Origin of the sequence: Taishania pollutisoli, from assembly GCF_014518315.1 — a bacterium.
Lineage (GTDB): Bacteria > Bacteroidota > Bacteroidia > Flavobacteriales_D > Crocinitomicaceae > Taishania > Taishania pollutisoli.
Genome location: NZ_JACVEL010000009.1, coordinates 127,296 through 152,649, shown reverse-complemented (window position 1 = coordinate 152,649; position 25,354 = coordinate 127,296). Strand labels below are relative to the sequence as shown.

Genomic DNA, 25,354 nt, shown 5'->3' with positions numbered 1-25,354 from the left:
TATCGTAATATCGTAATATCGTAATATCGTAATATCGTAATATCGTAATATCGTAATATCGTAATATCGTAATATCGCAAAATAAAAAACGATCTGCATCCACTAAAAAAGCACATCCCGTTACCGAAATGTGCTTCCATTTATTATTGACTTATTTCTTAAAACTGAAACAAAGGTCTGCTTCCCATCAGTGCTTTTACTTTTGTTTTCACTTCATTGATCACTGATTCATTTTCAATGTTCATCAACACCTGATCAATCAATTCAACAATCTGAGGAATTTCTGTCTCAACAACACCACGAGATGTGATTGCTGCTGTTCCGACTCTGATTCCGGAAGTTACGAACGGAGACTCCGTATCAAACGGAACCATATTTTTATTCACCGTAATATCTGCTTTAACCAATGTGTTTTCAGCATCTTTTCCCGTAACACCTTTTGAACGCAAATCAATCAACATGGAGTGATTATCTGTTCCTCCGGAAATAATGGTATACCCACGTTTGATGAACTCATCCGCCATTACTGCAGCATTCTTCTGAACCTGCTTCATGTAGTTTTTATAGTTATCCGTCAATGCTTCGCCGAATGCTACTGCTTTTGCAGCGATAACGTGCTCCAACGGACCTCCCTGAATTCCCGGGAAAACCGCTGCATCCAACAATGCACCCATCGATTTCAGATTTCCGTTGTTCCACTTTAATCCAAACGGATTGTCAAAATTGTGGCGCATCATGATCACTCCACCTCGCGGGCCTCTTAATGTTTTATGTGTTGTAGAAGTGACAATGTGGCAATGCTCCAACGGATCTTCCAACAAACCTGCTGCAATCAATCCGGCAGGGTGGGAGATATCTGCTAAAATAATTGCTCCAACCTCGTCTGCTACTTTTCGGATACGTGCGTAGTCCCAATCACGGCTATAAGCGGAAGCTCCGCAGATAATCATTTTCGGTTGTTCACGACGAGCAGTTTCTTCCAACACATCATAATCTACACGCCCTGTTTCTTTGTTAACGCCATAGAAAAACGGTTGGTACAATTTACCTGAGAAATTTACCGGTGAACCATGTGTTAAATGTCCCCCGTGAGAAAGGTCAAATCCTAAAATTTTATCTCCCGGTTGCAAACACGCTAAAAATACGGCAGCATTTGCCTGTGCTCCTGAATGTGGCTGTACGTTTGCCCAGGTAGCACCGAATAATTGACACAAACGGTCAATTGCCAATTGTTCCACCTTGTCAACAACTTCACAACCTCCGTAATAACGTTTTCCCGGAAGTCCTTCAGCGTATTTGTTCGTTAACACACTTCCCATTGCCTGCATCACCTCTTCGCTGACAAAATTTTCAGAAGCAATCAACTCAATCCCGTTGATCTGACGTTGCTTTTCTTCTTCGATTAATTTAAAAATCTCCGTATCTCTAACCATTTTCTATTATTTGTAATTTAACGCGTATATTTTTTCCAACCCTTCTTTCAGTGAAGTATCCGGTTTGTAATTGGTCAAAGCTAATAATTTATCTGAACTTCCGACTCTGCGCTCTACTTCATAATCGTATCGCTTTTTAGGAGCCTCAATGTAACTGATCTCGGAATCAGATTTGGTAATCTTTTTAATTTCAGTTGCTAAATCTTCGATGCACCATTCTTTTTCATTGGCAATATTCACAATGTGAAATCCTTTTACATCCATCAATCTCACACATGCTTCGACAGTATCGTCAATGTATGTGAAATCCCGTGTTTGCTTTCCACTTCCGAATACTGTAATCGGCTCGTTGTTGATTGCTTGCTCAAAAAAACGGGGAATTACCATCCTGTTGTCCTGATTGTATCCGTACACATTGAAAAAACGTACCGCGATGGCATCAATTCCCTTTTCTTCGTGGTGAGAAGCCAGGTAAATTTCGTTGTAACGTTTTGCCATTGCATAAGATGTTCTAGGATCCACAAGTACTTCTTCCGTAAGCGCATTCCCAATGGCAGAATGACCATAGATTCCACTTGTAGAAGCATACATAATTTTCTTTACATTGTTGATCTGGGCTGCCAGCACAACATTTCTGGTTCCGATGACTTCCACATCCATTGTTTCAACAGGATTGTCAGCAACAATATCAACACCTAATACAGCAGCAAAATGAATAATGATGTCGCACGATTTACTTGCCTCCAGAACAGTTTCAAAATCACGTACATCTCCCTTGATAAAGGTTATTTTTTCAAAAGATTCCGTGTCAATTTTATTTCCTCTCAGCAAATTATCCAAAACGACTACTGTATGATTTTCTTCGATCAATCGCTTTGTCAGGTTACTACCAATAAATCCCGCTCCTCCGGTTATGAGTACACGCATGGTTCTATAAATTTCGGCAAAGATACAATTATTCATGGATGAATTCATGAAAATAAACACGATGAAGCGAAAACCTGCCTGTGAAAAACAGAACGATTCAGAATTCATTGACAGTATGCCATCTTGACAATAAAACGCTATATTTGTAAGGCTTAAAATTAACAAAGACTTTATTTTAATAATACTATGGAAAAGTTGTCCAATTTCATTGATGGTGCATCCGTTCCTCCTGTTGACGGAAACTACATTGATAATTATGAACCTGCAACGGGAATGGTCTATTCATTGATTCCGAATTCAAATGAAAAGGATGTAAACAATGCTGTTGCTGCTGCAAAAAAAGCATTTCCGGTATGGTCTTCACTTTCCATTGAAGAAAGAGGTCGTTGTTTGATGCGTGTTGCTGACGGAATTCGTCGCCGGATGGATGAATTTGTTGCTGCAGAATCACGGGACAATGGAAAACCGCTATCATTGGCGGCTCATGTTGATATCCCACGTGCCATTTCTAATTTTGAATTTTTCGCAACAGGAATTCAGCACTTTGCCAGTGAGTCGCATTATATGGAAGGGGTAGGAGTGAATTACACATTGCGTAAACCAATCGGTATTGTGGGTTGTATTTCTCCATGGAACCTCCCGTTGTACTTATTCTCCTGGAAAATAGCACCTGCATTGGCGGCAGGAAATTGTGTCATTGCCAAGCCGTCGGAAGTGACACCTTACACTGCGTATTTATTGAGCGAAATCATCAAAGAATCGGGGATGCCTGACGGTGTCTTGAATATATTACACGGATTGGGTGGCACAGTCGGAGATGCGATTGTCAAGCATCCTCAAATCAAAGCAATTTCATTCACAGGAGGAACATCAACCGGTGAATACATTGCCCGTACCGCAGCGCCAATGTTTAAAAAATTAAGTCTGGAATTGGGAGGTAAAAATCCAAACATCATTTTTGCAGACTGTGATTTTGACGAGATGCTGAAAGTAACGCTTCGTTCTTCGTTTGCCAATCAAGGACAGATTTGTTTGTGTGGTTCCCGGATCTTCATTGAACGTCCTATTTATGAGAAGTTCAAAGCCGCTTTTGTCGATAAAGTCAGTAAAATGAAAGTTTCCTTTCCTTCCGATCCGGATGCACGGATGGGGGCACTGGTTTCAAAGCCGCACCTGGAAAAAGTTCTTTCTTATGTTGAATTGGCAAAACAGGAGGGAGGTACCGTATTGACGGGCGGGGAAAAAGAAACACTTGCTGCACCATATTCTAATGGATATTACTTGCGACCGACGGTCATTGAGGGGTTGGCATACGATTGTAGAACCAATCAGGAAGAAATTTTCGGACCGGTTGTTACGATTACTCCTTTTGATACGGAAGAAGAAGTACTGATGATGGCCAATTCTGTTAAATACGGATTGAGTGCAACGTTGTGGACTTCCAACCTTCAACGTGCACATCGTGTGGCAGATAAAGTAGATGCCGGAATCGTGTGGATCAATGAATGGTTGGTACGCGATCTTCGAACTCCTTTCGGTGGTGTGAAAGCTTCCGGTGTAGGAAGAGAAGGAGGGTGGGAAGCCCTGCGATTCTTTACAGAGCCGAAGAATGTATTTATCAGGTATTGATGTTGGTTTGATTTTTGTTATCCCAGTATAAAAATAGTCCATGAAGTATTTTTTTGCCCTTTTCTGTTTATTGTCATCTTATGCGATGCATGCGCAGTTGGAAATGCGGAATTCTTCGTTGTCGGATCCAAGTCAACCTGTTGTTTACCGGAATTTTTACAACCTGCTGGAATTTCAGTCATCTATCAATGATTCCATTCTATGTGTACTCATTGAGAATGACACGGTTGAACGGTATCTGAATACGTTTTATATTGTTCCTGACGAATCGCACACATCCATTGTCATTGATGTGGTGACATCTGCAAATGATACGACTCAATTTGAATTAGAAGCACGGGATATCCCCGTTCCTGAGCTGTTTTTGGGAGACCTTCCGAACGGACCTCTCAGTAAAGCATACCTGTTGAACAATCCCGGATTAATGCTTGAATATCCGGATCATTCGTTGCTTCCGTTTATGTATGTGATTAAATGTGAATTGATCCTCATTTCCTCAAAGGGAAAAGAAACGCAACTGAAAGTTTTTGGAAATGCCTTTTCCGAAAAGCAGCTCAAAAAACTGAGTAAGCTTCAAGCAGGGGATACATTGTGGTTCAAAAATGTGCAGATTTCGTGTACGACATGTATGGATAATCGGATTCCCACGGAACTGAAACTCGTCTTAACTGACTGATAACGGCAGTTTATTAAAAATCGGTTGTTTAAAATAATTCACAGAAAAAAACGTTGTTAAACGAAATATCTCTAAATTCAGCAACTGTTAAAACTCTTGAACCCATGCGCATCCTTATTTCTCTTTCCTTAGCCGGTACGATCGCGTTTACTGCATGCAGTCAGACCTCTTCGTATGATCATGAAAAAATAGATGTTATCAAAGACAACAATTCCAGCGTTCTGATGGATGCTGCGATGTTGTACCAGGATAAATGGAGCGAACTGGCACAACCTCAGTTCTGGAAAAAAATCATGCGGCTTTCTCCCGATTCGTGTATCATTAATGTTGCGTCGACGCGACAAATCATTGCGATTACTTCTTTTGCTCAATGGAGAAGCCAAACGGAAGAACAAAAAGAACGCTACAAAGATTCGATCAAACTTGCATACAACCTGGATACAACCGAGCGCATTTATGTAACAACAGGAAAAAATGATTTTTACCGTTTTTCCGATGTTTACCCGAGCTTATCAAAAGGGGTGGAGGCATTCGAACGATACAACGTTGATCCGTGGTATGCACAAGCAATTCTACTGATTGAATCTCCGGGGCAGCTAAAAAAATCATCGGCGGGGGCTTATGGTGCCTTTCAGTTGATGCCTGCTGTGGCGCGAAACCAGGGATTAATTGTTAATAAAACAGTTGATGAACGTAAGGATTTTGACAGATCTGCTTATGCAGCATCTCGTTTAATTCGTACCATCTGTATTCCTGAGGCACGTAAAATTGTTCAAAAACATCAGTTGAGCTACAATGAACAGGATCTGTGGTTCCGATTGCTGGTACTACACGTTTATCATGCGGGAGCATTGAATGTTGCAGCAGCAGTAGATAAAATTGCACCTAAAAAGGGCGGACAGGAATTAATCACCGCTTTGTGGCAGACAACAGCAGCTAATTTTGGAAACAATTCACAAAATTACACACAGTTGGCGTTGGCTTCTCAGTTGATTTTACATGAATTGGTTCATGAAAACAGTGATTATGTCCATGCGTGTATGACCAATAAAGAATAAGGGGAATCAAATCAGGTGCTGCGTTGCTTTTTCCCAGCTGTAACGTTCACGAACAAATTGTTTTCCGGCACTTCCTATTTCTTCTCTCCATTCAGGATTTTGCATCAATTCCTTCAAATGTTGAATCATTTGTTCATTTGTGTCACAAACAATAATCGATTTATTGTGAATGGCTCCAATTGCATTATTGGCTAATGATGTTGTAACACATGGTAATCCCAGCGCCATTGCTTCCAGGAGTTTATTCTGCATTCCAGTACCCGTTTTCATCGGAGCAAAGAAAATTTCTGCGCTTGCATACGCTGTCCGGATATCGTCTACCCATCCGGAAATGGTCACGTTCGGATTCTCTTTTGCAGCTTTGATCAGTTTCGGATGCGGTGTTGCTCCGGCAACCAGTAATTTTCCGTTTGGAAAAGAAGGCAATATTTCATTGATAATGAACAGAACGGCTTCCACATTCGGAGGATAGTTCATATTGCCGACAAAAGCAAAATCGTACTTTTTTTCACTGAGAACGGGTTCCAGAAAATGTTCATCGATACCATTCGGCACGCAGATGATTTTTTCCCGTTCCGGGTGAAAAATATAGCGTTTATCCTGCTCTGAAATGATGGTTTTCTTATCAAAATAATCAAACATCACGCGTTCGTAGATCAGCAAGCGACGGTATTCGGTTTTGAAGAACCATTTTTTATACCAGGGCGCACGTTCAATCCGACGTTCCATTCCTTTGGACAATGCATCCATGTAATCCAGTGTTTTCGGGCAGTGGTGATAATTTTTTGTGTATTCTGTGGTGCGAATCAATTGCGATAAGATATGATCCGGTCGAATCGCATTCAAACTGGCTGTGATTTTTTTGTAAATTGCGTAATTGAAAAAATATCCCACCTGAATCGGTTTTTTCCCGATAAGCGCGATAAAAGTGTTGAACAAAATAGAAATTTTACTCAATTGGTGTACAGAAACCGAATCACAGTATTTCTTCAGTTCCCGGATGCTGTTTTCTTCAACAGGCGCATCACTCAGGGCAATCAAATGAATGGAATAGTTGCGGGATAATTCCTTTATCTGGTAATAGGATCGCAATTTATCGCCTTTTTCCAGAGGAAATGGAAAACGGGATAAAACAATTACTAATTTCTTTTTGCCATCCATCTCCATTACTTACTTCTATCTTCCTTGATCTGATAATACAATTCAATCACTTTTCCGGTCACGGATTTATTTTCAAATTCACGACACACCAGTTCTTGTGCTTTTTGCTCAATTGCGATTCGTTTTTCGTCCTTTTCCAACAAGGATGTAATGGCATTTACCCATTCATCCACCGTATCAGCAATTACAATATTTTCTTCATGTGTGTAGGGGATTCCTTCCGCTCCAACCGATGTGCTGATCACACATTTTCCGGATGCAAATCCTTCTATGATCTTCACACGCATTCCACTTCCTGAGAGCAGGGGAACAATCATCAGTTGATAGGCATTCATAAACGCAACGGAATCATCGACGAATCCATGAACAACCACATTTTTTTGGTTCAGCTCTTTCAACCACTGAGGCGTTGCTTTTCCGGCAATGTGCAACTCTAATTCAGGCTTTGCTGCTGTGACTTGCGGCCATACTTGTTTCAAAAACCACTTCAACCCTTCGATATTGGGCATCCAGTCGAGTGAACTAATACTGAAAATTGTCGTTGGTTTTCCGCGATCTCCTTTGTATTTCACGTATTTATCCAGAACGATTCCTGCCGGAACAACTGAGATAGGGGAGGTGACACCCATTTCCAACATTCTCAAGCGATCATCTGTTGTAATGGATGCAATTCCGTCTGCTTTGCTGTAATAAACGGTTTCAAATTTCTTCAGTCGCTTTGATAAATGCTTGAAGAACATTTTTTTTAACGGATTTTTCTCATGCACGGACAATCGTTCCCAAATCAGGTATTCGATGTTATGCGTCCGGATAATTACGGGAACATCGGTGTGTTTTCGAATATCGTCCATGTACAATGCTGTAAATGCACTTTCCAGTTGAATGAAATCATAGTGATGTTCGTTCAATAGGGTTTTCAATTGATCAGCTACTGCTTTGGAATAAAATCGTTCTACATTGTAAGGAATGCTTCCGAACGCTACATTTTTCATCAATTTAAGTGCAGAGATGTTTGTATCTACAAACACATTGTATTGATTGTAAGTTCTATTTTCCGTTGCTTCTGCCTGCTTGTGCTTCGGGGTATTAATTGCCACCACATCCAGGATGCAACCATTCTGGCTCAATCCGAGAATCATATTTGAAATGGCAATTGACCCACCGTCATTGGCAGGAAAAGGAACACGATACGTCAGGTGTAAGATTCTCATGCGTTCGTTGAAGCGTGTTTTTTTGTTCGTTTAAACCGTAGAAAACCAAACATACTTTTCCAGGTTTCTTTTTCGAACAACGGTGAATCATTGGCTGCTGCGTACATGAGAATACATGCGATTGGAGTGAGGACAATCGAGGAGAACCACATGCCCCAAAACGGGCTTACCGCTTCGGAATCCACCAAACTTTCTCCAATCGTGATCAAAACAAAATAGAGCATAAATAACAATGCAGCAATCACAACCGGAGCTCCGAATCCTCCTTTCCGGATAATTGCACCGAGTGGTGCGCCAACAAAAAACAACACAATGATTGCGTAGGTCAATGCGAATTTCCTGTAAAATTCAACCCAGTATTTATTGGAATTTCTTGTCACCCCGTTCATGTACTCAATTTGTGTATCTAATGTCGCAATGCGGGAGTCTACTTTTTGAAGTGCATTTGCCAGGAAATTACTTTTTTCGGATCCCGTCATTTTGGTAATGTCTAACCGCTGTGTAATCGTATCGTTACTTTTTACGTGTAGTGAATCTACCAGTTTCCGGTAATTAATTCCCTGGAAATATTCATGTGTATTCTTGATTGTTGCAACAAAACCACCTTGTGTGGAATTTACTTTCTTCTTCACGGAGTCAATGGCTGCACTGATCTGAAATACAGTCAGCATTTCATAATCATCTTTAAAACTTTCATCATCCCCGCGACTCATTGTAAAGCCGACCAAATCAATTTTATAGGTTGCCTGATCGAAGGTAGATCGTCGTGTTTCTCGCTTGTATGTATTGTTTAATTGTCGCACGCCATTCACATCATAAACAGGAGGTTGTATCGTCATTTCTTCAATAATCACACCGTTTTTCAGGTTAAAAAACAGGTGTTTACCATTTTCTGACTTAAACAATGTTCCTTTCTCGGCTTTTACGGTTTTGAGCTCGTTTGGTGTCGTTTTATCGTGAATGGTAATTCCTTCAAATGACCCGTCTTCATTTTTTGTATTCGCTTTAATGGCATATCCTTCCAGTTCTTTTGTATATACTCCGGGAACAATAATGGATGCGATTTTCGTATTCTGGAAGTCATAAATTAAGGAGTGCCATTTATAATTCGCCACAGGAATCACATAATTGGCAAATAAAAATGTCGCCAGGGAAATGATCAATACAATCATGGTCAGCGGACGCATAATCCGATACAGCGATAAACCGCTCGCTTTCAATGCTGTTAATTCATTGTTTTCTGCCAAATTTCCCATTGTCATAATCGACGACAGCAGCATGGCCAAGGGCAACGCCAAGGGAATTAAACTCGCCGAAACATAAAACAACAATTCCAGGATGTAAATCGTTTCAATTCCTTTTCCCATCAAATCATCAATGTATTTCCAGAAGAACTGCATGATGAGAATAAACATAGAAATAGCAAAGGTCACCAGAAAGGGACCTGTAAAGGAACGAATACTAAAAACGGACAGTCGTTTCAAAAGTTCAATTTTCAGCCAAAGTTAGTGAATACAATTCAAACGGGGAGGATTCGAGGGGATTGTATTTTGAATGGAGGTTTTTTGTCATTGTTTTTATTTAACATAATATTAATTATAGGACAAAATGATTTGTCGCTATAATGTATATTATGTCTGCGCTCCATTGCATTTCGCTTGCCCTGCGGGTAAATAAAGGCTCACGTCTTCGAAATTCAGCAAATAAAGTCTCGGCTCCGTATTTTGTCCTATAATTAGTCGTTATGTATAAATAGCCGCACGGCCAACGCAATTTGCTTGCAAAATTTTGAATGTGTCTTTTAAAAATCTACACATTAAATTTTGCTGCACAAAGCCACCGCACAGCCTCTGCATTTAATTTTTTTTTTTGCCCACGCACAAGAGAAAGAAAATTTTTATTTCGTGGCGTTCGCTGGCATACAAAAAATGCGAATGTGCCTTACAGGCTTTTTCCGCATTTTTCTATGCTGGCGCTCACGAGCTTGTCTATACGTTCTTTTGCCTTGATGCAAAAGAACCAAAAAATCAAGGCAAAAATATGCTGCCACGCGCTCTTGGCTTTCTTAACGGCCCTCGCATTACGGCTGCTCAGGCCTAAAAGCCAATTCACACCCACGCTCGGCCCGCATTTTTGCCGGGCCACCGCACGCCCCAACTTCAACGGTAATACTATTTTCTATTTAACATAATCTTTTCGAACCAGTATTTTTCTGCCAGTATTGGGATGGTATTTTTTGAAATATTGATGCCCCAGGATGGTTTATTCCGGGAATAATCGGTGCTGTCTATAAATAGTTCGTTGGGTGTACGCCAAACAATGGATGGAATCAGGTAAAAAATAGGTTCTTGCTCATCCATAAATAATACCAATGCCACGTACAGATTTTCCCTGAGTTCCTTTTCCCAGTAATATTTGGGAATGGCAACGTAATTTGTTTTCCCGATGTAAACTGTGGCTAAATAAATGTCCACATATTGCCCTTTCTCGTTTTTCACCACGAAGTCCACTCCCCTACTCCCGCCTGCATCTTCGTAAATGGCACAGTGGGCAGCAATGAAATTCATCTTTACATAATGTTCCGCATATTTTTGGAACTGGAGCGTGGTAAATGCCGACCAATCATTTTTCATTTGTTATAAGAATGGATTTACATCCTTAAAATTAGTTGTTTTTTCAAATTACCTGTTACCGCGTTTCATTTTTACGCACCGGAGCTATGGTAATGGTGAGCTTACTAGCTTCGGTGGAAACTTCGATTTCCTGTCCGGGACTGAACCCGCATTCCTGAAGCCACCGACCCATCAGCCGGATTTCGGGAAAGGTTACATTATATCTTTCATACTGGTAGTTTTGTCTTCGCTGTAGGGTCTTATCATAAACTTTCATCCGGCGTATGTTGGAACTTTTCATAGCGATGTGTTTTTTGTTTTGGTAAAGGTTGCCCAACGGGGATTTGTATCCCACTTACAGGGAATGTATCTTACAAAAGGTTTTGTGTTTTTTACCTGTCTTTAGAATAGTGATTGTTTGTTTATTTTTGTGGAGAAGCCAATACCAATAAACAAATGACTATCTTGTTTTTAAACATTTGCAACGACTGCTTTTTATAATCTGTAGAAATTGTTATTTTTGAACTATGACACATACCACCAACAACCCGAAAATACACCAGGGCCGCAATGTAAAACGTTTCCGCGAGATGCTGGGCATCAAGCAGGATGCACTGGCTTACGAGCTGGGCGATGACTGGAACCAGCAGAAAGTTTCCCTGTTGGAGCAAAAGGAAACGATTGAAGCCAACCTCTTGCGTCAAATTTCTGATGCATTAAAAATCCCCGTGGAAGCGATTGAAAATTTTGATGAGGAACAGGCGGTGAATGTGATTGCGAATACATTTAATATTGAGAAAGACGCTTATATTGGAAATTCAAAGCCAATTTTCAACATCAATCCTATTGAAGAAATAAAGAAATTGCACGAAGAAAAAATTGCATTGTATGAACGGATGTTGAAAGAAAAGGATGAAATGATGGTGCGGTTGGAGCAATTGATTGGGAAATAATTTATAATTTATTTATTAATATTATCAGGATGCAAATAATAACATTTTATAATCACAAAGGAGGCGTTTCAAAAACATCAACAACGTTTAATGTTGCTCATTTATTAGCGGAAATGGGTAAAAAAGTTTTAGTTGTTGATGCTGATCCGCAATGTAATATTACGGAATTACTTATCGGAGATTTAATTGCCGAATATGATGCTCGTATGGAGGCTACAGGAGAGGAAAATGAAATACCCGGAACAACTCTATTAAATGTATTATTACCTCGAATAAGTGGTGATATACCAGAAGTAGACATACAATCTATTAAAAGCATTGAAGTGAAAGAAAATCTCTATCTAATAAGAGGAGATGTGCAACTAAGTAGTATTGAAGATGCTCTTTCTGAAGCCCATCAACAAAGATTCTCAACAAAAATTCATGAAAAAAGAACTTATGTTGCAATTGGAGACTTTCTCACAAGATATGGAAAAGGAAACAAATTTGACTATATTTTTATTGATGTAGGCCCAAGTTCGGGATCTCTTACGCGTAGTTGTTTTCTTGCATGCGATGGTTTTTTCGTTCCTGTTGCTCCAGATAGATTTAATATACAAGCGATAAAGACTTTATCTCTGATAATTGATAGATGGATTGGCGAGCATGATAAAATTGTACAAGATTTTATAACATTAGGTTTACCTGTGAAAGACGGGAAACCTAAATTTTTAGGAGCGATTCCCCAGCATTATAAGTTACTAAAAGGAAAACCTAAACCTGGCTATAAATTATGGATGGACAGGCTTCCCAAAGCAGTAATTGATAATTTATTTCCTGTATTAAAAAAATATTCAAATGCTAATGATTTAACTAATGGGTTAACCAAAGATACAATTTCAACTCCTTCAATCCCTGACTTTCAAAGTTTAGCCCCTTTAATGCAAGAATTTTGTATACCTGTATATGCAATAGAGCAGAAAATGACCGCTTCAATTACAGAAAGAGGTGGTCAGTGGGGAGGTGGGACGTGGGATGATGCTGTCAGAAGAATGAATGAGTTTAAAGCATTATTTACTCAAATTATTGATCGAATATAACAAGATTTGATTTTATGCTAAACTATTACTTTGTTGCGTTCCTTGATATTTTAGGATATTCAAGTATGGTAAAATCTGATTTGGAAGGTCCTGCAGGAGAAGAAAAATATTTTCAAAAGTTAATTCAACTTCATCGAGAAACCAACGAATTGAAATATGAAAATTTAGATTTTACATTAATTCAATTTTCTGATTCAATAATTGTCTCCGCACCTTATAATGTAGATGCTTTCCATTCTTTTTCAAAACTTATAGCTGAATATCAATTAAAACTATTGCTAAACGGTATTTTAATAAGAGGTGGGATAACTTATGGCAAACATTTTTATAAAGAAGATTTTTTGTTTAGTTCAGCGTTGATAGACGCATATGGTATAGAAAGTAAATTAGCAAAGTACCCCAGAGTTTTAATTTCTGATGATCTTTATGAATTACTAAAATCTCAAAGTATTAATTTAGAGTACATTGCATGTGATAATAATTATAAAATAATTGATTTTTTGCACAGTACAAATCTTGGTGAAATAGATTGTGAAAAAATTAATAAATTAATTATAAATCTTGAAAATAATAAAAATGAGACCGTTTCGGAGAAAGGATTATGGCTCAAAGAATATATAAATTATAAAAACCTTCAGAATTCAATTAAATATGAGAGGTTTAGAAAGTAAATCATATTTTTATGACCCAACAACAACTCATCGAACGCCTGGCAGAACGCACCCAAACCACCAAAGCGGAAGCCAAAAGAAACCTGGAAGCTCTTACTACCATCATTGCCGAAGCACTCCAAAACGGAGAACGCATCCAACTCCCCCACCTCGGCAGTTTTGAAGTACAGGAATCTGCTCCCCGGATGGGGCGCAATCCCCGCACCGGAGAACCGCTACAAATTGCAGCCAAAAAGAAAATCCGCTTCAAAGCCGGTTCCGAACTGGCAGGAAATGTCAGTAAGAAGTAAGGCACATTTAGTAGAATCAGAGCTTCCCTCCGCTGTGTGGCGATTGGTATATCTTAATTTTCTTCTTTAATTGTTCTACAGTTAATACTCCAATCTTTCTATGCAACATTCTGTGACAATTGGCACATACAACTGCTAAATCTTCAATTTTAGTTTTATCTCCTGCTTGATATTCAGAAAGAGGCTTTTTATGGTGGCATTCAATAAAATCCCAACCTAAATCTCCATATGTTTGGTAGAAATCAAAACCACAGACCTCGCAGGCTAATTTCCCCGTAGCATTCCATACTGATTTCTTTTTGGAAACAACTATCTGTTTATTGCGTTCCCTATGTTTATGGAGTTTGTACAATACCTGCCCTTCTTTCACTTCATCTGTTTCCGTATTTTCGTCATCTTCAATCTTATATAGACTTTGTCTTAGGTTATCATCTTTAATTATATTTTTAATTTCACTTGCAATATTTATCAATTTTTGCCTGTCATTAAAGAATTCGTCAAACACTTCTTTATCCAATTTACTATACGCATTCATTCCCTTACCTTGATACGAAGGGTCAATTGCAAGAAAATTAGATAGCTTTAAACCAACCCCGTTGGGGTTTCTAAAACGTTCCCTATCAGGCTTGTTTGAAAAAATTGGTAGTTGATTTAATATTTCAGATAGCCTAATAATATTAGGATTTCTTGCTTCTATAGTACCTCGGTTAGAATCAAAGTATAAATCAAGAGCAAGAATAATTTCGTCTCTATGCCATTTGGGGTTTCTCATAATATCTTTAACTATAAACTGAATCTTACAAATTTAACTTTTTTAGAAAAATACTTTAAGTTAAGGCACATTCAGTATCATTAGGGCGTGCCCCCTGCCCTATTTTTAAATTGATTTTGGCTGGGCAGGGGTCGGGCTATCCGCTATATCTTTTGTTCGTACCTCACAAAAGGATGCCGCTGCTATCCCTCACGCACTCAAAATAAGTAAAGCCACCCACCCTGCAAAGCCCGCGCACAGGCTTTACCTATTTCTCGTAGAAAACAGAGGTATGTAAAGGTTGGAAATTGCTTAAAGTGAACCACAATTTCAACCCTTACATGGAGTTATTTATGAAATAAAAATTTCTCTTCTCCCCCCTTTCTAAAAAAATTAAATAAGCTAAGCTATATTAACATAACGCAATACATTATAGGACAAAATGACTTTTCCTATAATGTAATATTATGTCTGCGCTCCTGCGTCGCTTGCCCTGCGGGTAAATAAAGGTTCACGTCTTCGATACGAGCAAATAAAACTCCGGCTCCGTATTTTGTCCTATAATTAGACGTTATGTATAAATAGCCGCACAGCTAACACAATTTGCTTGCAAAATTTTCAATGTGTCTTTTAAAAACCTACACATTAAATTTTGCTGTACAAAGCCACCACACAGGCTCCGCGGCATTTAACATTTTTTCTGCCAACGCACAGGGAAAATATTTTTATTTGTGGTGTTCACTGGCATGCAAAAAATGCGAATGTGCCTTATTAAAGGCTTTATTTCCCGCATTTTTCTTTGCCGGCGTTCACGAGGTTGTTTGATTCATTCTTTTGCCTTGATGCAAAAGAACCAAAAAATCAAGGCTGTGATGCCTTCCGCTAAAAATGGACTATGTTCCGCTAAAATGCAAAAACTCGCTACGCTCAAACAGTTTGCATTTCTTAACGCTGCACGCTGTCCATTTTCTTAACGCTCATGCATCAAGGCCGTATAAAAACCGTGTAAAAACTTAAGACTTTCTATTTAACATAATGTTATTAAACCAGTATTTCTCTGCCAATATTGGAATTGTATTTTTTGAAATATTGATGCCCCAGGATGGTTTATTCCGGGAATAATCGTCGCTATCTGTAAATAATTCATCCGGTGTGCTCCACACAATGGATGGAATCAGGTAAAATATCGGTTCGTGTTCATCCATAAACAATACCAAGGCAACGTACAGATTTTCCCGGAGTTCTTTATTCCAATAATATTTGGGGATAGCAACGTAATTTGTCTTGCCGATATACACTGTGGCTAAATAAACAACACCCATCCACACCTCATTTATACCCGGTATTTTCAAGAAAGCAAGAAGAAGTACGCGTATCTGAGAACCGGTATTTCCTCTCTGAAATAAGACGTAAAACAACAGCAACTTTGTAATGGCCAAGGTGAAACTGAAATTCAGAACCGTGACCTGTCCGGTTGAAACACAGGAGGAGTTACCTGAAAATCCAAAAGAGTAAGGGGAACTAAAATTGAAAACGATGTCTAACACAATTAAGGTCACAGCATGTGACAATGAACTGATTATTATTGCTTACCAATGGGGAGCGAGTTTTGAACTGATGCGCATCCTAAGCGGAAACTACAACAGTGTTGATGTTACCATTAATATCCAACCCGGACAATACACAGGACCGATTGTTCTCAATGGTGTGAATAATCCACTATCCGGAAGTTACGATGTCTATCTGGCAAACGGAGATTATAGCGTAGTATTTCTTGGTCTTGACTGGGGCGGCCCACAAGGATTCAAAGTGAATTTCAATGGAGCTGAATACGACAGTGTTCCATCAGAAAGCGGAGAAGGATTGGTTTGGAATACCCCTCCTATCGGATTAACCGTTTAATCACCACAGAAGCAAAAGTACCCCGTATGCAAATCGTATATGGGGTTTTGTTATTTGTTAATGAGCGTGTTTCTATGGTTACAGTTAAATTAAATCAGCACTACTCCCCTACCTTCAAATACTCAATTTCATTGGCTTCTGTCAACACCGCAATTAATTTTCCGGTTTTCCCCAATGCAGCACGATACCGTTGATTACTGATCGGAGTCAGGGATTCGTCAACCAATTCAAACAAGTCACTTTTCGGATCTCGGAACAATGCAAAAATAAGGTACTTATCATTCACTGAACGAATACTGCAGTTGTCACAGATTTGCTTGAAATTACTGTTATAGATGGCACTCTTCCCATCTGTATGGGCTACAATTAAAAAATGATTTGTCTTCAATTCGGTGGCAGAAACAGTCCCTTTTCCCAATTCTAATATACTTTCTCCATCTCGTGTTTCAAAACTTTGTTCGCCATCACTCCCGGAATAATGAATCACATTTGCTGTAAACACACGTACATCTCGGTCTGGTTTACGGAACGGCACCCAATACAGCTGCTCTGTTTCCGGAGTGTAAATTGCCAGCTCAACACCTGCTGAATCTGTTTGTCTAAGCACTTCTATCGCTTTCTGATCAATACTCAAATGCACTTGATATGAACCGTCTCTCGTTCTATCTAAAATTTTTCCTGAAGACGACAGTAAAATAGATTCAACCGGCACTTCTTTGTGAGTACGCCTATGAATGACAATCAACTCATTTGACAACGAGTTATCATCAAAAAACGCATCCATCCAGGTATATATTCTTTTTTTCATCGGAAACGAATAAATAACACGGCCGTCATGCAACAGAAAGAATTGTTTCTCATCAGTGGAATAATACAAACGATAATTTCCAGACTGGTCACATAAAACTCCATTTTTTAGAATCGTAGTTCCGTCTATGGGTGAATACATCATATAAACATGGGGATGTCTCTTTGATTCTAATCGTACTATTTCCTCAATAGTGCGAAAATAAGGATCAAGTATAAGTGTATTTTTGTCTTTGTGAATACTAATAGGTGTAGTTGTGTGTAGCAACTGACCTTTTGCATCATACACAGAAATGCGTTCAGTGATCCCATTATGGTTATAATTATTTTTGTATAAATACAACTGTCCTTTCTCAAAAAAAGCACCAAGGCGATACTTATAGTACGTTACGATTGAATCGGGAGGGAGAATGATCTCTTCCGTTCGCTCATTAATAATCATTGTCTTATTCGTCTCATAATCCCGGTATTCTACCAGCGATTCTCCATAATAGTCCTTAAAAACCATTCCTGGTCTGTTACGTATAAATGCCTCACCCTTTATAGGGAAAAATTTCATCTGTCCTTCCGCACACAAAATTTTCCAATAAGGTTTTTCCGATCCGTATGTCGTGTACATCAATCCAAGCCGTGGAGAAGTTGCTTCAGGGAATAAATCGACATTATCAAGAGAATCCGTTTTATAATCCTGTGTATCATATGGTGGAGAATAATATGAGAATGGTGTGCTTTTTAGCTTCCAATCATCTGCGCTACCAGTGGTATATTCATACGAAATACCCTTGAAAGAGCGAGCAGTCATGACAAATATACTCTTTTCTGTATTATACCATTTTTCAACGGAACGGATGGGTTGATAAAACCGTGATTTCAGATTTCTGTCCAGCAAGATGTAGACGGTATCGCGCTTCGCAACACAAAAGTCTTTCCCGAACTTGAAGAGTGTATCGTAAACAGGGTCAGTTATCCGATGATGTTTATACTGAAAACCATATTTCCCGTTTTCTGAATAGCTGTGAATGCCATTTTCAAAGAAAAAAGCATTGTCTACCAGATAATTAAAAGGATCGGTACTTGCTTTCTGTCCCCGGCAATTGGATAGTGAACAGATAAAAATAATTGCGGTATAGATATAATTTGAGAACATCTCGTTTTTAATACAATCAAATATACTTCTATTTTATTTATCGCAATCAATATGAATCCCCCTCATAAATAATACCTGAAAGCGATCTTATTATGCACTTTTTTATTTAACATAACATTCCCTTTCAGAATCCCCTATTTTCAAACGCATCGAATACCAATACCAAAGTTCAAATTTTACATTCTCAGAAAGAATGGTAGCACACCTTCTTTTCTCTGATAAAATGAATTTAAAATCAGACACATAAACACATATTCATCACACATTGGCCAACTGCGGGTATTTTTTCTCATGCTCAGCAATCAACTCCATTGAAATCTCCTGATCCAATGTAAAGTTGTTTTGATAGATAAACAATTTAAAGCAATAGTACCGCTTCTTAGCAGTCTGCCATTCAGATTTTTTGCATTCAAAATCAGTGATCTGCTGATCATAAAAATAAAAATACCGAGGGTCCTCTTCAGGATCAGCAATCAGGAAAGCGTTTGTTTTTTCAGCAAAATCAGATTCCAGGTAATTTAAGTAGTCTCCAAAAGTCTTCATAATTTTCAGCATAGTATAGTACAGCGTGAAAAATGGTTAAGCAGTTGGTTATGCCTCTAAAAGTTAGCAATTGTACAAATGAACTATTTTTTTTGATTGACACATCATTTTTAACCCACTATTTTAAGCTCAACTTAAAAATCAGGTATTTATACGTGTTTTATAGATGTGAGCGTTACGAAAATCAGAATTAATTATCTTTATCAAAAAAACATACTATCATGGGAAAATTTGGAATAACTGAAATACTTGTTGTAATTAGCTTCCTTGCACTCATCTTTTTATTTGGTTTTTGGGTTGGGAAATTGGCTGGCAGAAATGCAGCCAATAAAGAGTTTATGAACAGAAAGTCGTAAACGTGTATAATCGAAACTATTTCTGATTAATTCCGAAACCGCCTCCTCAGTCGTTTTTTATGATGCGTATAATGTGTTTGTTGATTGTGATCCAATGAAATAACACTAATATTCCCATCCACCTCCAACACAGCCAGTTTTACTTCTTCAATGTGCTCCACACCATGCTCCCGCACAACTTCCAATACTTCTTCCGGGGTAATTTCAACTTTTTGAAGCATATACGTATCTAATTTACCATCTTTTATAAGAATGCGGGGATCTTCTTCTATCCAACTTCTGATGCGGGTATTTCTGAAGAGCAATCGTTTTAATACAAAATTAGCAACAAATAACACAAAAGCAGCTGTCAAACCTCCCTGTAAAGTTGTGTTCTCCCCTACCATTGCGTTCTGAACCGCATTGGAAATGAGTAATAATAAAATCACATCGCCGGCATTCAATTGCGATAATTGATTTTTACCGAACAACCTCAAACACAATAGCATGAACACATAAACAGCAAGACTTCTCAATGTAACATCTACCAGTGGATCCATACGTTTTATTTTATACGAGTATAAATAAAAAATCAATTGTTGGCACACGCGCTTCATCATTCTTGCACCTGTTCAGGCTACTACCCAACTCTACCACTACCTAATTTTGCTAAAAACAAAAGGATGTGCCCTCGAGGACATCGAGGAAGTGTTGAGAGGAAGAAATGAGGGAAGAGATTAGAATTATTCGTAATTCTTCAATGTATCTAATAATTCTACTTTATAATTATAGATATCGTCGATTGATTGCAACAATTTCTTTTCCCCGTTATCTTTTCCATTGTTGAACAATTCCAGGTATTTATTCCCCGAATTAAAATGAAGGCGGCAAATTGGTTTGCGGTTATTGTCATCTAACAATATTCCAAAATAGGATTGTGTATCACGAAACGCAATTCTTGACGCCTGTAATTGTTCTCTTAAAATTGCTTTGATAATTTGAGAACCTTCAATTTCTTCTTCTGTTGTAATAAATTTCGGTATCTCTGCATTATTCTCATCAACCGGATGAATTTCCTCCGTTGACTTTGACGGAATCGATTCATTGATATTTAAAGCATTTTTCAGCCTGAAACTAATTGATTCATTGATGGAATTAGCAAACGCCTTTTTCGTGTATTCTCTGAAAGTTGCCATTCTTGATGCTGTAAGCGGCTTTCCAAAAAAACGATTGACCAACAGTTTAATGATTTCATCAGAAGGTTCTTGAATTTCTTTTTCAAATTCATTTCTAATTGCTTTTATGTACTTTAAAGCTTCAGCAGAATCTAAGATGTTTTCAAGATTATAATCACTTTTTGTAAAGTTTTCCAGGATTTTAATACTTGAACTTTTCAGGTTTGACAAATCAAGGGTAAAAAATGGTTTTTCATCCATGATGTTCGGTCTTTCTAAATCGGTATAAAAATTATAGATGTGTCCGTTTGTCAGAACTCCAAACCGTGCTTTTGAAACATGAAAATAGCGATGAAGCTGTGAATTATGAGCATCGACATTTTCTTTCCAATGCTTACATTCAATGATTAAAATCGGCTCATTGTCTCGTTTGATAACGTAATCAACCTTTTCTCCCTTTTTCGTTCCTATATCACAAATAAATTCAGGAATTACTTCTGTTGGATTAAATATATCATATCCAAGAATCTGGATAAATGGCATAATGAATGCATTTTTTGTAGCTTCTTCCGTATTAATCTGATCTTTTAATGAATCGACACGTTGATGAAGCTGCTCCAGTTTTAATTTTAAATCTGCTTCCATGTTCGTTTTATATAGTTTTTGTTTAGGTACATCATTTATTTACAGCTATTCTATTAATCCACTTTAAATAGCCACTTCGTTTACACTCCGCAATATTACCAACACCTTTTGAAATTCAGACCACGTATAAATACCTGTTTTTATGTTTTCTATTAACAGTTTTGATTACTGATAAACAAAGGAAGTTATTAGTAATTTACACGGCAATCAATCATCAAAAAAGCATCTATAGCTATTTTTTTCACTATCTTTGTATTCATAAAATCAATTAAAACAGCATGTGATTAATCATTTCTTTCAGACTCTTTAAAGACAGCAGACCATCCGGTTTGTCTTATTCATTCCACTTTAAAACGAAAGAAAAACATGCTTACAATTCAGCAACTTTCATATACACATCCCAATAAGGATGTCGTATTCAATAACATCAACCTGGTTCTTCAATCAGGAGAAAAAACGGCACTGGTCGGTAACAATGGTACGGGAAAATCAACCTTACTGAAACTCATTGCTGGCGAACTTCAGCCAGTCAACGGAACAATTACAACAGATGCAATTCCGTATTCCATCCCGCAACTATTTGGTCCGTACAATCAATTAACGGTAGCAGAAGCACTGGGAATTGATAAACGGCTCCGTGCCTTTCACGAAATAGTGAACGGCAATACAAACGAGGAAATCTACGAGCAACTCAACGACGACTGGACCATTGAGGAGCGTTGCAACGAAGCTCTGAATTACTGGCAATTGAATGATGTACTGCTCACCAGCAAATTGGAAACACTCAGCGGCGGACAAAAAACAAAAGTTTTTCTGGCAGGAATTCAGATCCATCAACCGGAACTTATACTCCTTGACGAACCAAGCAACCACCTCGATGCAGAAGGCAGGAAATTGCTCTATGATTTTATTCTGCACACGCGAATGACAGTGATTGTTGTGAGCCACGACAGAGAACTATTGAACTTATTGAATACAATCCATGAGTTAAGCAGTCGGGGAATTACTGCTTATGGAGGGAACTATACCTTTTACCAGCAGCAGAGATCTTTCGAAAAAGCCAGTTTGGAACACGACATTCAACACACCGAAAAGGCATTGAAAAAAGCCCGTGAAAAGGAACGTGAGACCATTGAACGACAACAAAAAAACGATGCCCGCGGAAAAAAGAAGCAAGAGCAATCCGGGGTTGCACGCATCATGATGAATACATTGCGCAACAATGCCGAAAATAGCACGGCAAAAGCCAAAAACATACATGGAGAGAAGATCAATTCCATTTCACAAGAACTAACCGAGCTTCGTTCATCGCTTCCCGAAATCGATCAAATGAAATTCGGATTCGATGCTTCTCCTCTTCACAAGGGAAAAGTGCTGTTTACAGCGGACGGGATCAATTTTAAACATGGCAACGGGACTTATTTATGGCAAAAAAATCTGGATGTTCAAATTTATAGCGGCGAACGGATTGTTATTAAAGGGGGGAACGGTTCCGGTAAAACAACACTGATCCGGATCATCCTTGGAGAGTTGACTCCCCAGACAGGAACAGTAACGATCGCAGAAAACAATACGGTTTACATTGACCAGGACTATTCACGTTTAAACAATCAGTTATCCGTGTATGAGCAAGTACAAGCATTCAATACTTCTGCCTTACAAGAACACGAAATCAAGATCCGGTTGAATCGCTTTTTATTCTCCAAAGATGATTGGAATCAGTCCTGTGACACCTTGAGTGGCGGAGAGCGCATGCGTCTATTGTTGTGCTGCCTGACAATCGGCAGGCAATCCCCTGATATCATTGTACTGGATGAGCCAACCAATAATCTTGACCTTCAAAACGTTGAAATTCTGACGGCTGCCATCAACGCATACAAAGGAACATTGATTGTTGTGTCACACGATGCAACCTTTGTGGAGCACATTAACACAGAAAGAAGCATCACACTGTGATTTCAGCAAAAAAAGCGTTGTTGCGGAACAATCGGGTGGGCGCTGTTACCATGGTTGAATGATTTAAATAAGAAAAAATAACACTGATTAACGGTCAATCTATTTATTTTTCGTACGTTAGTTCTATGAACAAACAACTAACAATCGACAACTACCTGGACAATCATTACATCCACCGGAGTAATTGGTTGCGGGCTGCTGTTCTGGGGGCAAACGACGGCATTATCTCCATATCCAGTCTTGCAATTGGTGTAGCAGCAGCCAGCACAACGAAAGAGCCGACTATTCTCGCTACCGTTGCCGGACTTGTGGCAGGAGCGCTATCCATGGCGGCAGGAGAATATGTTTCTGTCAGTTCACAAACGGATATCGAAAAAGCTGACATTAAGCGGGAAGCAAAAGAACTGGAAGAAATGCCGGAAGCTGAATTAAAAATTCTGGCTGAAATCTATGAACAAAGAGGATTGAAGAAGGAAACCGCAATGCAGGTAGCGAAGGAATTAACCGAAAAGGATGCATTGGGAGCACATGTGAGAGATGAACTTGGCATCACCGAACTGACGCAAGCAAATCCAATACAGGCCGCATTCGCTTCCGGGGCTTCTTTTACGATCGGGGGGGCACTTCCGTTAATCGTTATCCTGTTATTCCCTGCTCAACACCTGGAGTACTGGCTGTATGGCTTTACAATTGTATTCCTGGTCATACTCGGCGCTATTTCCGCACGAACCGGGGGATCGGGAATTACAAAAGCAATTCTGAGAATCACGATCTGGGGTACACTCGCAATGGGATTGTCCGCATTTGTAGGATACCTGTTTGGAGTAAGTGTATAGTTTTTGCAGGTCAATACTTCACCGCTTTTAAAATAAAATTCATCAGCCAGGCAGGTCCGATCAATAAAAATTGAAGATCTTTGAGAAAGGAAGGTTTCTTCCCTTCAATTCCGTGTCCGATAAATTGTCCGATCCATGCCAGTGCGAACAGCCCCAGGGAAAACCATACCAATCCTTTCGTTCCCAGTTGCATTAGCAGCCACTCATTGCCGAACGAGACAATAGACGCCCATACAATAAACCCGAGGAATAGCGGGAAGGACAATACCAGGTAATACACAAGTACAAGTGTAAGAACGAGTGTTGCCCAATTCAGATAAGGAGATAAACTGAATACTGCATCCGGTACGGGAAGTGCACGAATCAGCCCGAAAAGTGTAAAAAAGATCACCGGAACACATATCCAGTGGATGAATTTATTGGTCCGGTCCTGATGACTTTCGGAATATTCCCGCAATAACCGTTCTATTTTTCGCATTGCCATGATGTATGAATGGATAATGAAATGTACGGTTTTATTTTCATTTTTCCTAAAACCGGTTTATGCTATTTTAACAGGCAATTGTTCATGTCGATGTACTTTTTTATTAAATTACCGGAAAATACCGTTTATGACAACAAAAAACATTACCCGGAAACAACAGTTATTTACCCAGCTTCATTACCAGGAATCCCCCTTGCTACTTGGAAATGTATGGGATGCCCACAGTGCGGTAATTGCACAGGAAGCAGGTTTTCAGGCATTGGGAACTTCCAGCCATGCCATTGCTTTTTCATTGGGGTACAAAGACGGGGAAGAAATTCCGTTTGACGAGTTACTGTTTATGGTTGAACGCATCATGCAGGTCGCTACGATTCCTGTATCGGTTGATTTTGAAAGCGGTTACAGTGAGAAACCGAAAAAAGTTGCTAAAAAAGTTAGAAAGTTAACGGAACTCGGTGTTGTGGGAATCAACCTGGAAGATAGCCAGGTGTTGAACGGAAAACGGCAATTACAATCTCCAGAGGTATTAGTTGCCAAAATTGAAGCGATCAAAGATCTGACGGATATTTTTATCAATGCGCGTACGGACACCTACACGACCAAACATCCTGATCCGCTGAAAGAAACGTGCGCACGTGCCAATCTATATGCAAAAGCGGGAGCGGATGGGATTTTTGTTCCATTGATTGAGTCCGAGAAGGATTTGAAAATCTTTCTGGATGAAATTAAATTGCCACTCAACGTTTTTACCACTCCTCACCTGCCGGATTACGAAACATTAAAAACGATGGGAGTACATCGCATCAGTCACGGAGGAAAACAATATGATCAGTTGATGGCTCGTTCACAAGAGTTATTCAAGAATTTTTTATCGAAAAAAGAATATGCAATCATCCTTGGAAAATAAGTAAACTAACTGGTTGTTATTTCGTTCTGCCAAACAGAGAAAATACCTCTCGCCAAAACGCCTTCTTATTAAATTGCAATAGACAAAGAAAAAATAGCTCACCAAGGCACTAAGTCGCAAAGGTGGTTATACTTAATGCTTGCGGCTTTGCTTGAAAAATAACGTT

At 39.0% G+C, this 25,354-nt stretch carries 27 protein-coding genes; 13 read left to right on the top strand and 14 right to left on the bottom strand.

Going from position 1 to position 25,354, the window contains the following annotated elements; all coding sequences use genetic code 11:
- Positions 1-158: 158 nt before the first annotated feature.
- Together H9Y05_RS12950 and H9Y05_RS12945 are read right to left on the bottom strand one after the other, a co-directional pair.
- A complete protein-coding gene (locus H9Y05_RS12950; protein WP_163491330.1) occupies positions 159-1,433 on the bottom strand; it encodes a serine hydroxymethyltransferase in 1,275 nt (424 codons plus the stop codon).
- 6 nt (positions 1,434-1,439) lie between these two features.
- Complete coding sequence (locus H9Y05_RS12945) at positions 1,440-2,360, bottom strand: NAD-dependent epimerase/dehydratase family protein (RefSeq protein ID WP_163491332.1); 921 nt, start codon at positions 2,358-2,360, stop codon at positions 1,440-1,442.
- Positions 2,361-2,546: 186 nt separating this feature from the next.
- Here H9Y05_RS12945 and H9Y05_RS12940 point away from each other — a divergent pair, with 186 nt between their 5' ends.
- From H9Y05_RS12940 to H9Y05_RS12930, 3 genes are all read left to right on the top strand, one after another.
- On the top strand, positions 2,547-3,989 hold the full coding sequence (locus H9Y05_RS12940) for an aldehyde dehydrogenase (protein WP_216714533.1): 1,443 nt from the start codon (positions 2,547-2,549) through the stop codon (positions 3,987-3,989).
- Positions 3,990-4,029: 40 nt separating this feature from the next.
- Positions 4,030-4,665, top strand: a complete 636-nt coding sequence (locus H9Y05_RS12935) for a GldM family protein (protein WP_216714532.1) — start codon at positions 4,030-4,032, stop codon at positions 4,663-4,665.
- Positions 4,666-4,769: 104 nt separating this feature from the next.
- Positions 4,770-5,723, top strand: coding sequence for a transglycosylase SLT domain-containing protein (locus H9Y05_RS12930; protein WP_216714531.1), 954 nt, complete (start codon positions 4,770-4,772; stop codon positions 5,721-5,723).
- A 6-nt stretch (positions 5,724-5,729) separates the two neighbouring features.
- Here H9Y05_RS12930 and H9Y05_RS12925 read toward each other — a convergent pair whose 3' ends face one another.
- The 3 genes from H9Y05_RS12925 to H9Y05_RS12915 are packed head-to-tail and all read right to left on the bottom strand — an operon-like array spanning position 5,730 to position 9,579.
- On the bottom strand, positions 5,730-6,884 hold the full coding sequence (locus tag H9Y05_RS12925; RefSeq protein WP_216714530.1) for a glycosyltransferase: 1,155 nt from the start codon (positions 6,882-6,884) through the stop codon (positions 5,730-5,732).
- Between the two features lie 5 nt (positions 6,885-6,889).
- On the bottom strand, positions 6,890-8,095 hold the full coding sequence (locus tag H9Y05_RS12920) for a glycosyltransferase family 4 protein (protein ID WP_216714529.1): 1,206 nt from the start codon (positions 8,093-8,095) through the stop codon (positions 6,890-6,892).
- Positions 8,092-9,579 (bottom strand): LptF/LptG family permease, encoded by a 1,488-nt coding sequence (locus H9Y05_RS12915; RefSeq protein ID WP_163491344.1) that lies wholly within the window; start codon positions 9,577-9,579, stop codon positions 8,092-8,094. The genes H9Y05_RS12920 and H9Y05_RS12915 overlap by 4 nt, the downstream gene beginning before the upstream one ends.
- Before the next feature lie 308 nt (positions 9,580-9,887).
- On the opposite strand from H9Y05_RS12915, the gene H9Y05_RS12910 reads away from it, so the two are divergent.
- Positions 9,888-10,286 carry a hypothetical protein gene (locus H9Y05_RS12910; protein ID WP_216714528.1) on the top strand — a complete coding sequence of 133 codons (399 nt, stop codon included), beginning with the start codon at positions 9,888-9,890 and terminating at the stop codon, positions 10,284-10,286.
- On the opposite strand, the gene H9Y05_RS12905 is transcribed toward H9Y05_RS12910, so the two are convergent.
- Entirely contained in the window at positions 10,267-10,728 is a 462-nt protein-coding gene (locus H9Y05_RS12905) for a hypothetical protein (RefSeq protein WP_216714527.1), read from the bottom strand. The two genes, H9Y05_RS12910 and H9Y05_RS12905, sit on opposite strands and share 20 nt — an antisense overlap.
- A 55-nt stretch (positions 10,729-10,783) precedes the next feature.
- Positions 10,784-10,984 (bottom strand): SymE family type I addiction module toxin, encoded by a 201-nt coding sequence (locus H9Y05_RS16485; RefSeq protein WP_216714536.1) that lies wholly within the window; start codon positions 10,982-10,984, stop codon positions 10,784-10,786.
- A gap of 250 nt (positions 10,985-11,234) precedes the next feature.
- Here H9Y05_RS16485 and H9Y05_RS12895 point away from each other — a divergent pair, with 250 nt between their 5' ends.
- Genes H9Y05_RS12895 through H9Y05_RS12880 form a run of 4 tightly spaced genes read left to right on the top strand, consistent with a single transcriptional unit; the run spans position 11,235 to position 13,700 of the window.
- Complete coding sequence (locus tag H9Y05_RS12895) at positions 11,235-11,660, top strand: helix-turn-helix domain-containing protein (RefSeq protein ID WP_216714526.1); 426 nt, start codon at positions 11,235-11,237, stop codon at positions 11,658-11,660.
- Between the two features lie 29 nt (positions 11,661-11,689).
- A complete protein-coding gene (locus H9Y05_RS12890; protein ID WP_216714525.1) occupies positions 11,690-12,739 on the top strand; it encodes a ParA family protein in 1,050 nt (349 codons plus the stop codon).
- A 14-nt stretch (positions 12,740-12,753) separates the two neighbouring features.
- Entirely contained in the window at positions 12,754-13,410 is a 657-nt protein-coding gene (locus H9Y05_RS12885; protein WP_216714524.1) for a hypothetical protein, read from the top strand.
- An 11-nt stretch (positions 13,411-13,421) separates the two neighbouring features.
- Positions 13,422-13,700 (top strand): HU family DNA-binding protein, encoded by a 279-nt coding sequence (locus H9Y05_RS12880; protein ID WP_216714523.1) that lies wholly within the window; start codon positions 13,422-13,424, stop codon positions 13,698-13,700.
- A 16-nt stretch (positions 13,701-13,716) separates the two neighbouring features.
- Here the strand turns inward: H9Y05_RS12880 and H9Y05_RS12875 are convergent, their stop codons facing one another.
- Entirely contained in the window at positions 13,717-14,472 is a 756-nt protein-coding gene (locus H9Y05_RS12875; RefSeq protein ID WP_216714522.1) for an HNH endonuclease, read from the bottom strand.
- 992 nt (positions 14,473-15,464) lie between these two features.
- Entirely contained in the window at positions 15,465-15,773 is a 309-nt protein-coding gene (locus H9Y05_RS12870; protein ID WP_216714521.1) for a hypothetical protein, read from the bottom strand.
- A 214-nt stretch (positions 15,774-15,987) separates the two neighbouring features.
- Between H9Y05_RS12870 and H9Y05_RS12865 the strand changes: the two genes are divergently transcribed.
- Positions 15,988-16,353: a hypothetical protein gene (locus H9Y05_RS12865; RefSeq protein WP_216714520.1), complete on the top strand. Its 366-nt coding sequence runs from the start codon at positions 15,988-15,990 to the stop codon at positions 16,351-16,353.
- Between the two features lie 100 nt (positions 16,354-16,453).
- Here H9Y05_RS12865 and H9Y05_RS12860 read toward each other — a convergent pair whose 3' ends face one another.
- Positions 16,454-18,307, bottom strand: a complete 1,854-nt coding sequence (locus H9Y05_RS12860) for a hypothetical protein (RefSeq protein ID WP_216714519.1) — start codon at positions 18,305-18,307, stop codon at positions 16,454-16,456.
- Between the two features lie 258 nt (positions 18,308-18,565).
- Positions 18,566-18,850 carry a hypothetical protein gene (locus tag H9Y05_RS12855; RefSeq protein ID WP_216714518.1) on the bottom strand — a complete coding sequence of 95 codons (285 nt, stop codon included), beginning with the start codon at positions 18,848-18,850 and terminating at the stop codon, positions 18,566-18,568.
- Positions 18,851-19,071: 221 nt separating this feature from the next.
- On the opposite strand from H9Y05_RS12855, the gene H9Y05_RS16480 reads away from it, so the two are divergent.
- Positions 19,072-19,206, top strand: coding sequence for a hypothetical protein (locus H9Y05_RS16480; RefSeq protein WP_262890178.1), 135 nt, complete (start codon positions 19,072-19,074; stop codon positions 19,204-19,206).
- Positions 19,207-19,232: 26 nt separating this feature from the next.
- On the opposite strand, the gene H9Y05_RS12850 is transcribed toward H9Y05_RS16480, so the two are convergent.
- Both H9Y05_RS12850 and H9Y05_RS12845 read right to left on the bottom strand, forming a co-directional pair.
- Positions 19,233-19,745: a DUF421 domain-containing protein gene (locus H9Y05_RS12850; RefSeq protein ID WP_216714517.1), complete on the bottom strand. Its 513-nt coding sequence runs from the start codon at positions 19,743-19,745 to the stop codon at positions 19,233-19,235.
- A gap of 183 nt (positions 19,746-19,928) precedes the next feature.
- The gene (locus H9Y05_RS12845) at positions 19,929-21,005 is read right to left on the bottom strand and encodes a type I restriction endonuclease (protein ID WP_163491355.1); all 1,077 of its coding nucleotides are present in this window, start codon (positions 21,003-21,005) and stop codon (positions 19,929-19,931) included.
- Positions 21,006-21,371: 366 nt separating this feature from the next.
- On the opposite strand from H9Y05_RS12845, the gene abc-f reads away from it, so the two are divergent.
- Both abc-f and H9Y05_RS12835 read left to right on the top strand, forming a co-directional pair.
- Positions 21,372-22,961: a ribosomal protection-like ABC-F family protein gene (gene abc-f, locus H9Y05_RS12840; RefSeq protein WP_216714516.1), complete on the top strand. Its 1,590-nt coding sequence runs from the start codon at positions 21,372-21,374 to the stop codon at positions 22,959-22,961.
- Positions 22,962-23,086: 125 nt separating this feature from the next.
- Positions 23,087-23,797 carry a VIT1/CCC1 transporter family protein gene (locus H9Y05_RS12835; protein ID WP_163491359.1) on the top strand — a complete coding sequence of 237 codons (711 nt, stop codon included), beginning with the start codon at positions 23,087-23,089 and terminating at the stop codon, positions 23,795-23,797.
- Positions 23,798-23,807: 10 nt separating this feature from the next.
- Here H9Y05_RS12835 and H9Y05_RS12830 read toward each other — a convergent pair whose 3' ends face one another.
- Positions 23,808-24,275, bottom strand: coding sequence for an Mpo1 family 2-hydroxy fatty acid dioxygenase (locus H9Y05_RS12830; protein ID WP_163491361.1), 468 nt, complete (start codon positions 24,273-24,275; stop codon positions 23,808-23,810).
- Between the two features lie 133 nt (positions 24,276-24,408).
- Here H9Y05_RS12830 and H9Y05_RS12825 point away from each other — a divergent pair, with 133 nt between their 5' ends.
- Positions 24,409-25,188, top strand: a complete 780-nt coding sequence (locus H9Y05_RS12825) for an isocitrate lyase/PEP mutase family protein (protein ID WP_216714515.1) — start codon at positions 24,409-24,411, stop codon at positions 25,186-25,188.
- The last annotated feature ends 166 nt before the right edge of the window (positions 25,189-25,354 follow it).

What these genes read in the sequence shown, in the direction of transcription:
- H9Y05_RS12945 (WP_163491332.1), bottom strand. Translation starts at nt 2,360, where the DNA reads ATGCGTGTACTCATAACCGGAGGAGCGGGATTTATTGGTAGTAACCTG.
- H9Y05_RS12950 (WP_163491330.1), bottom strand. Translation starts at nt 1,433, where the DNA reads ATGGTTAGAGATACGGAGATTTTTAAATTAATCGAAGAAGAAAAGCAA.
- H9Y05_RS12855 (WP_216714518.1), bottom strand. Translation starts at nt 18,850, where the DNA reads ATGAAGACTTTTGGAGACTACTTAAATTACCTGGAATCTGATTTTGCT.
- abc-f (WP_216714516.1), top strand. Translation starts at nt 21,372, where the DNA reads ATGCTTACAATTCAGCAACTTTCATATACACATCCCAATAAGGATGTC.
- H9Y05_RS12905 (WP_216714527.1), bottom strand. Translation starts at nt 10,728, where the DNA reads ATGAAAAATGATTGGTCGGCATTTACCACGCTCCAGTTCCAAAAATAT.
- H9Y05_RS16485 (WP_216714536.1), bottom strand. Translation starts at nt 10,984, where the DNA reads ATGAAAGTTTATGATAAGACCCTACAGCGAAGACAAAACTACCAGTAT.
- H9Y05_RS12925 (WP_216714530.1), bottom strand. Translation starts at nt 6,884, where the DNA reads ATGGATGGCAAAAAGAAATTAGTAATTGTTTTATCCCGTTTTCCATTT.
- H9Y05_RS12830 (WP_163491361.1), bottom strand. Translation starts at nt 24,275, where the DNA reads ATGCGAAAAATAGAACGGTTATTGCGGGAATATTCCGAAAGTCATCAG.
- H9Y05_RS16480 (WP_262890178.1), top strand. Translation starts at nt 19,072, where the DNA reads ATGGGAAAATTTGGAATAACTGAAATACTTGTTGTAATTAGCTTCCTT.
- H9Y05_RS12880 (WP_216714523.1), top strand. Translation starts at nt 13,422, where the DNA reads ATGACCCAACAACAACTCATCGAACGCCTGGCAGAACGCACCCAAACC.
- H9Y05_RS12865 (WP_216714520.1), top strand. Translation starts at nt 15,988, where the DNA reads ATGTCTAACACAATTAAGGTCACAGCATGTGACAATGAACTGATTATT.
- H9Y05_RS12850 (WP_216714517.1), bottom strand. Translation starts at nt 19,745, where the DNA reads ATGGATCCACTGGTAGATGTTACATTGAGAAGTCTTGCTGTTTATGTG.
- H9Y05_RS12825 (WP_216714515.1), top strand. Translation starts at nt 24,409, where the DNA reads ATGACAACAAAAAACATTACCCGGAAACAACAGTTATTTACCCAGCTT.
- H9Y05_RS12910 (WP_216714528.1), top strand. Translation starts at nt 9,888, where the DNA reads ATGTGTCTTTTAAAAATCTACACATTAAATTTTGCTGCACAAAGCCAC.
- H9Y05_RS12870 (WP_216714521.1), bottom strand. Translation starts at nt 15,773, where the DNA reads ATGGGTGTTGTTTATTTAGCCACAGTGTATATCGGCAAGACAAATTAC.
- H9Y05_RS12890 (WP_216714525.1), top strand. Translation starts at nt 11,690, where the DNA reads ATGCAAATAATAACATTTTATAATCACAAAGGAGGCGTTTCAAAAACA.
- H9Y05_RS12860 (WP_216714519.1), bottom strand. Translation starts at nt 18,307, where the DNA reads ATGTTCTCAAATTATATCTATACCGCAATTATTTTTATCTGTTCACTA.
- H9Y05_RS12940 (WP_216714533.1), top strand. Translation starts at nt 2,547, where the DNA reads ATGGAAAAGTTGTCCAATTTCATTGATGGTGCATCCGTTCCTCCTGTT.
- H9Y05_RS12875 (WP_216714522.1), bottom strand. Translation starts at nt 14,472, where the DNA reads ATGAGAAACCCCAAATGGCATAGAGACGAAATTATTCTTGCTCTTGAT.
- H9Y05_RS12885 (WP_216714524.1), top strand. Translation starts at nt 12,754, where the DNA reads ATGCTAAACTATTACTTTGTTGCGTTCCTTGATATTTTAGGATATTCA.
- H9Y05_RS12935 (WP_216714532.1), top strand. Translation starts at nt 4,030, where the DNA reads ATGAAGTATTTTTTTGCCCTTTTCTGTTTATTGTCATCTTATGCGATG.
- H9Y05_RS12845 (WP_163491355.1), bottom strand. Translation starts at nt 21,005, where the DNA reads ATGGAAGCAGATTTAAAATTAAAACTGGAGCAGCTTCATCAACGTGTC.
- H9Y05_RS12895 (WP_216714526.1), top strand. Translation starts at nt 11,235, where the DNA reads ATGACACATACCACCAACAACCCGAAAATACACCAGGGCCGCAATGTA.
- H9Y05_RS12920 (WP_216714529.1), bottom strand. Translation starts at nt 8,095, where the DNA reads ATGAGAATCTTACACCTGACGTATCGTGTTCCTTTTCCTGCCAATGAC.
- H9Y05_RS12835 (WP_163491359.1), top strand. Translation starts at nt 23,087, where the DNA reads ATGAACAAACAACTAACAATCGACAACTACCTGGACAATCATTACATC.
- H9Y05_RS12930 (WP_216714531.1), top strand. Translation starts at nt 4,770, where the DNA reads ATGCGCATCCTTATTTCTCTTTCCTTAGCCGGTACGATCGCGTTTACT.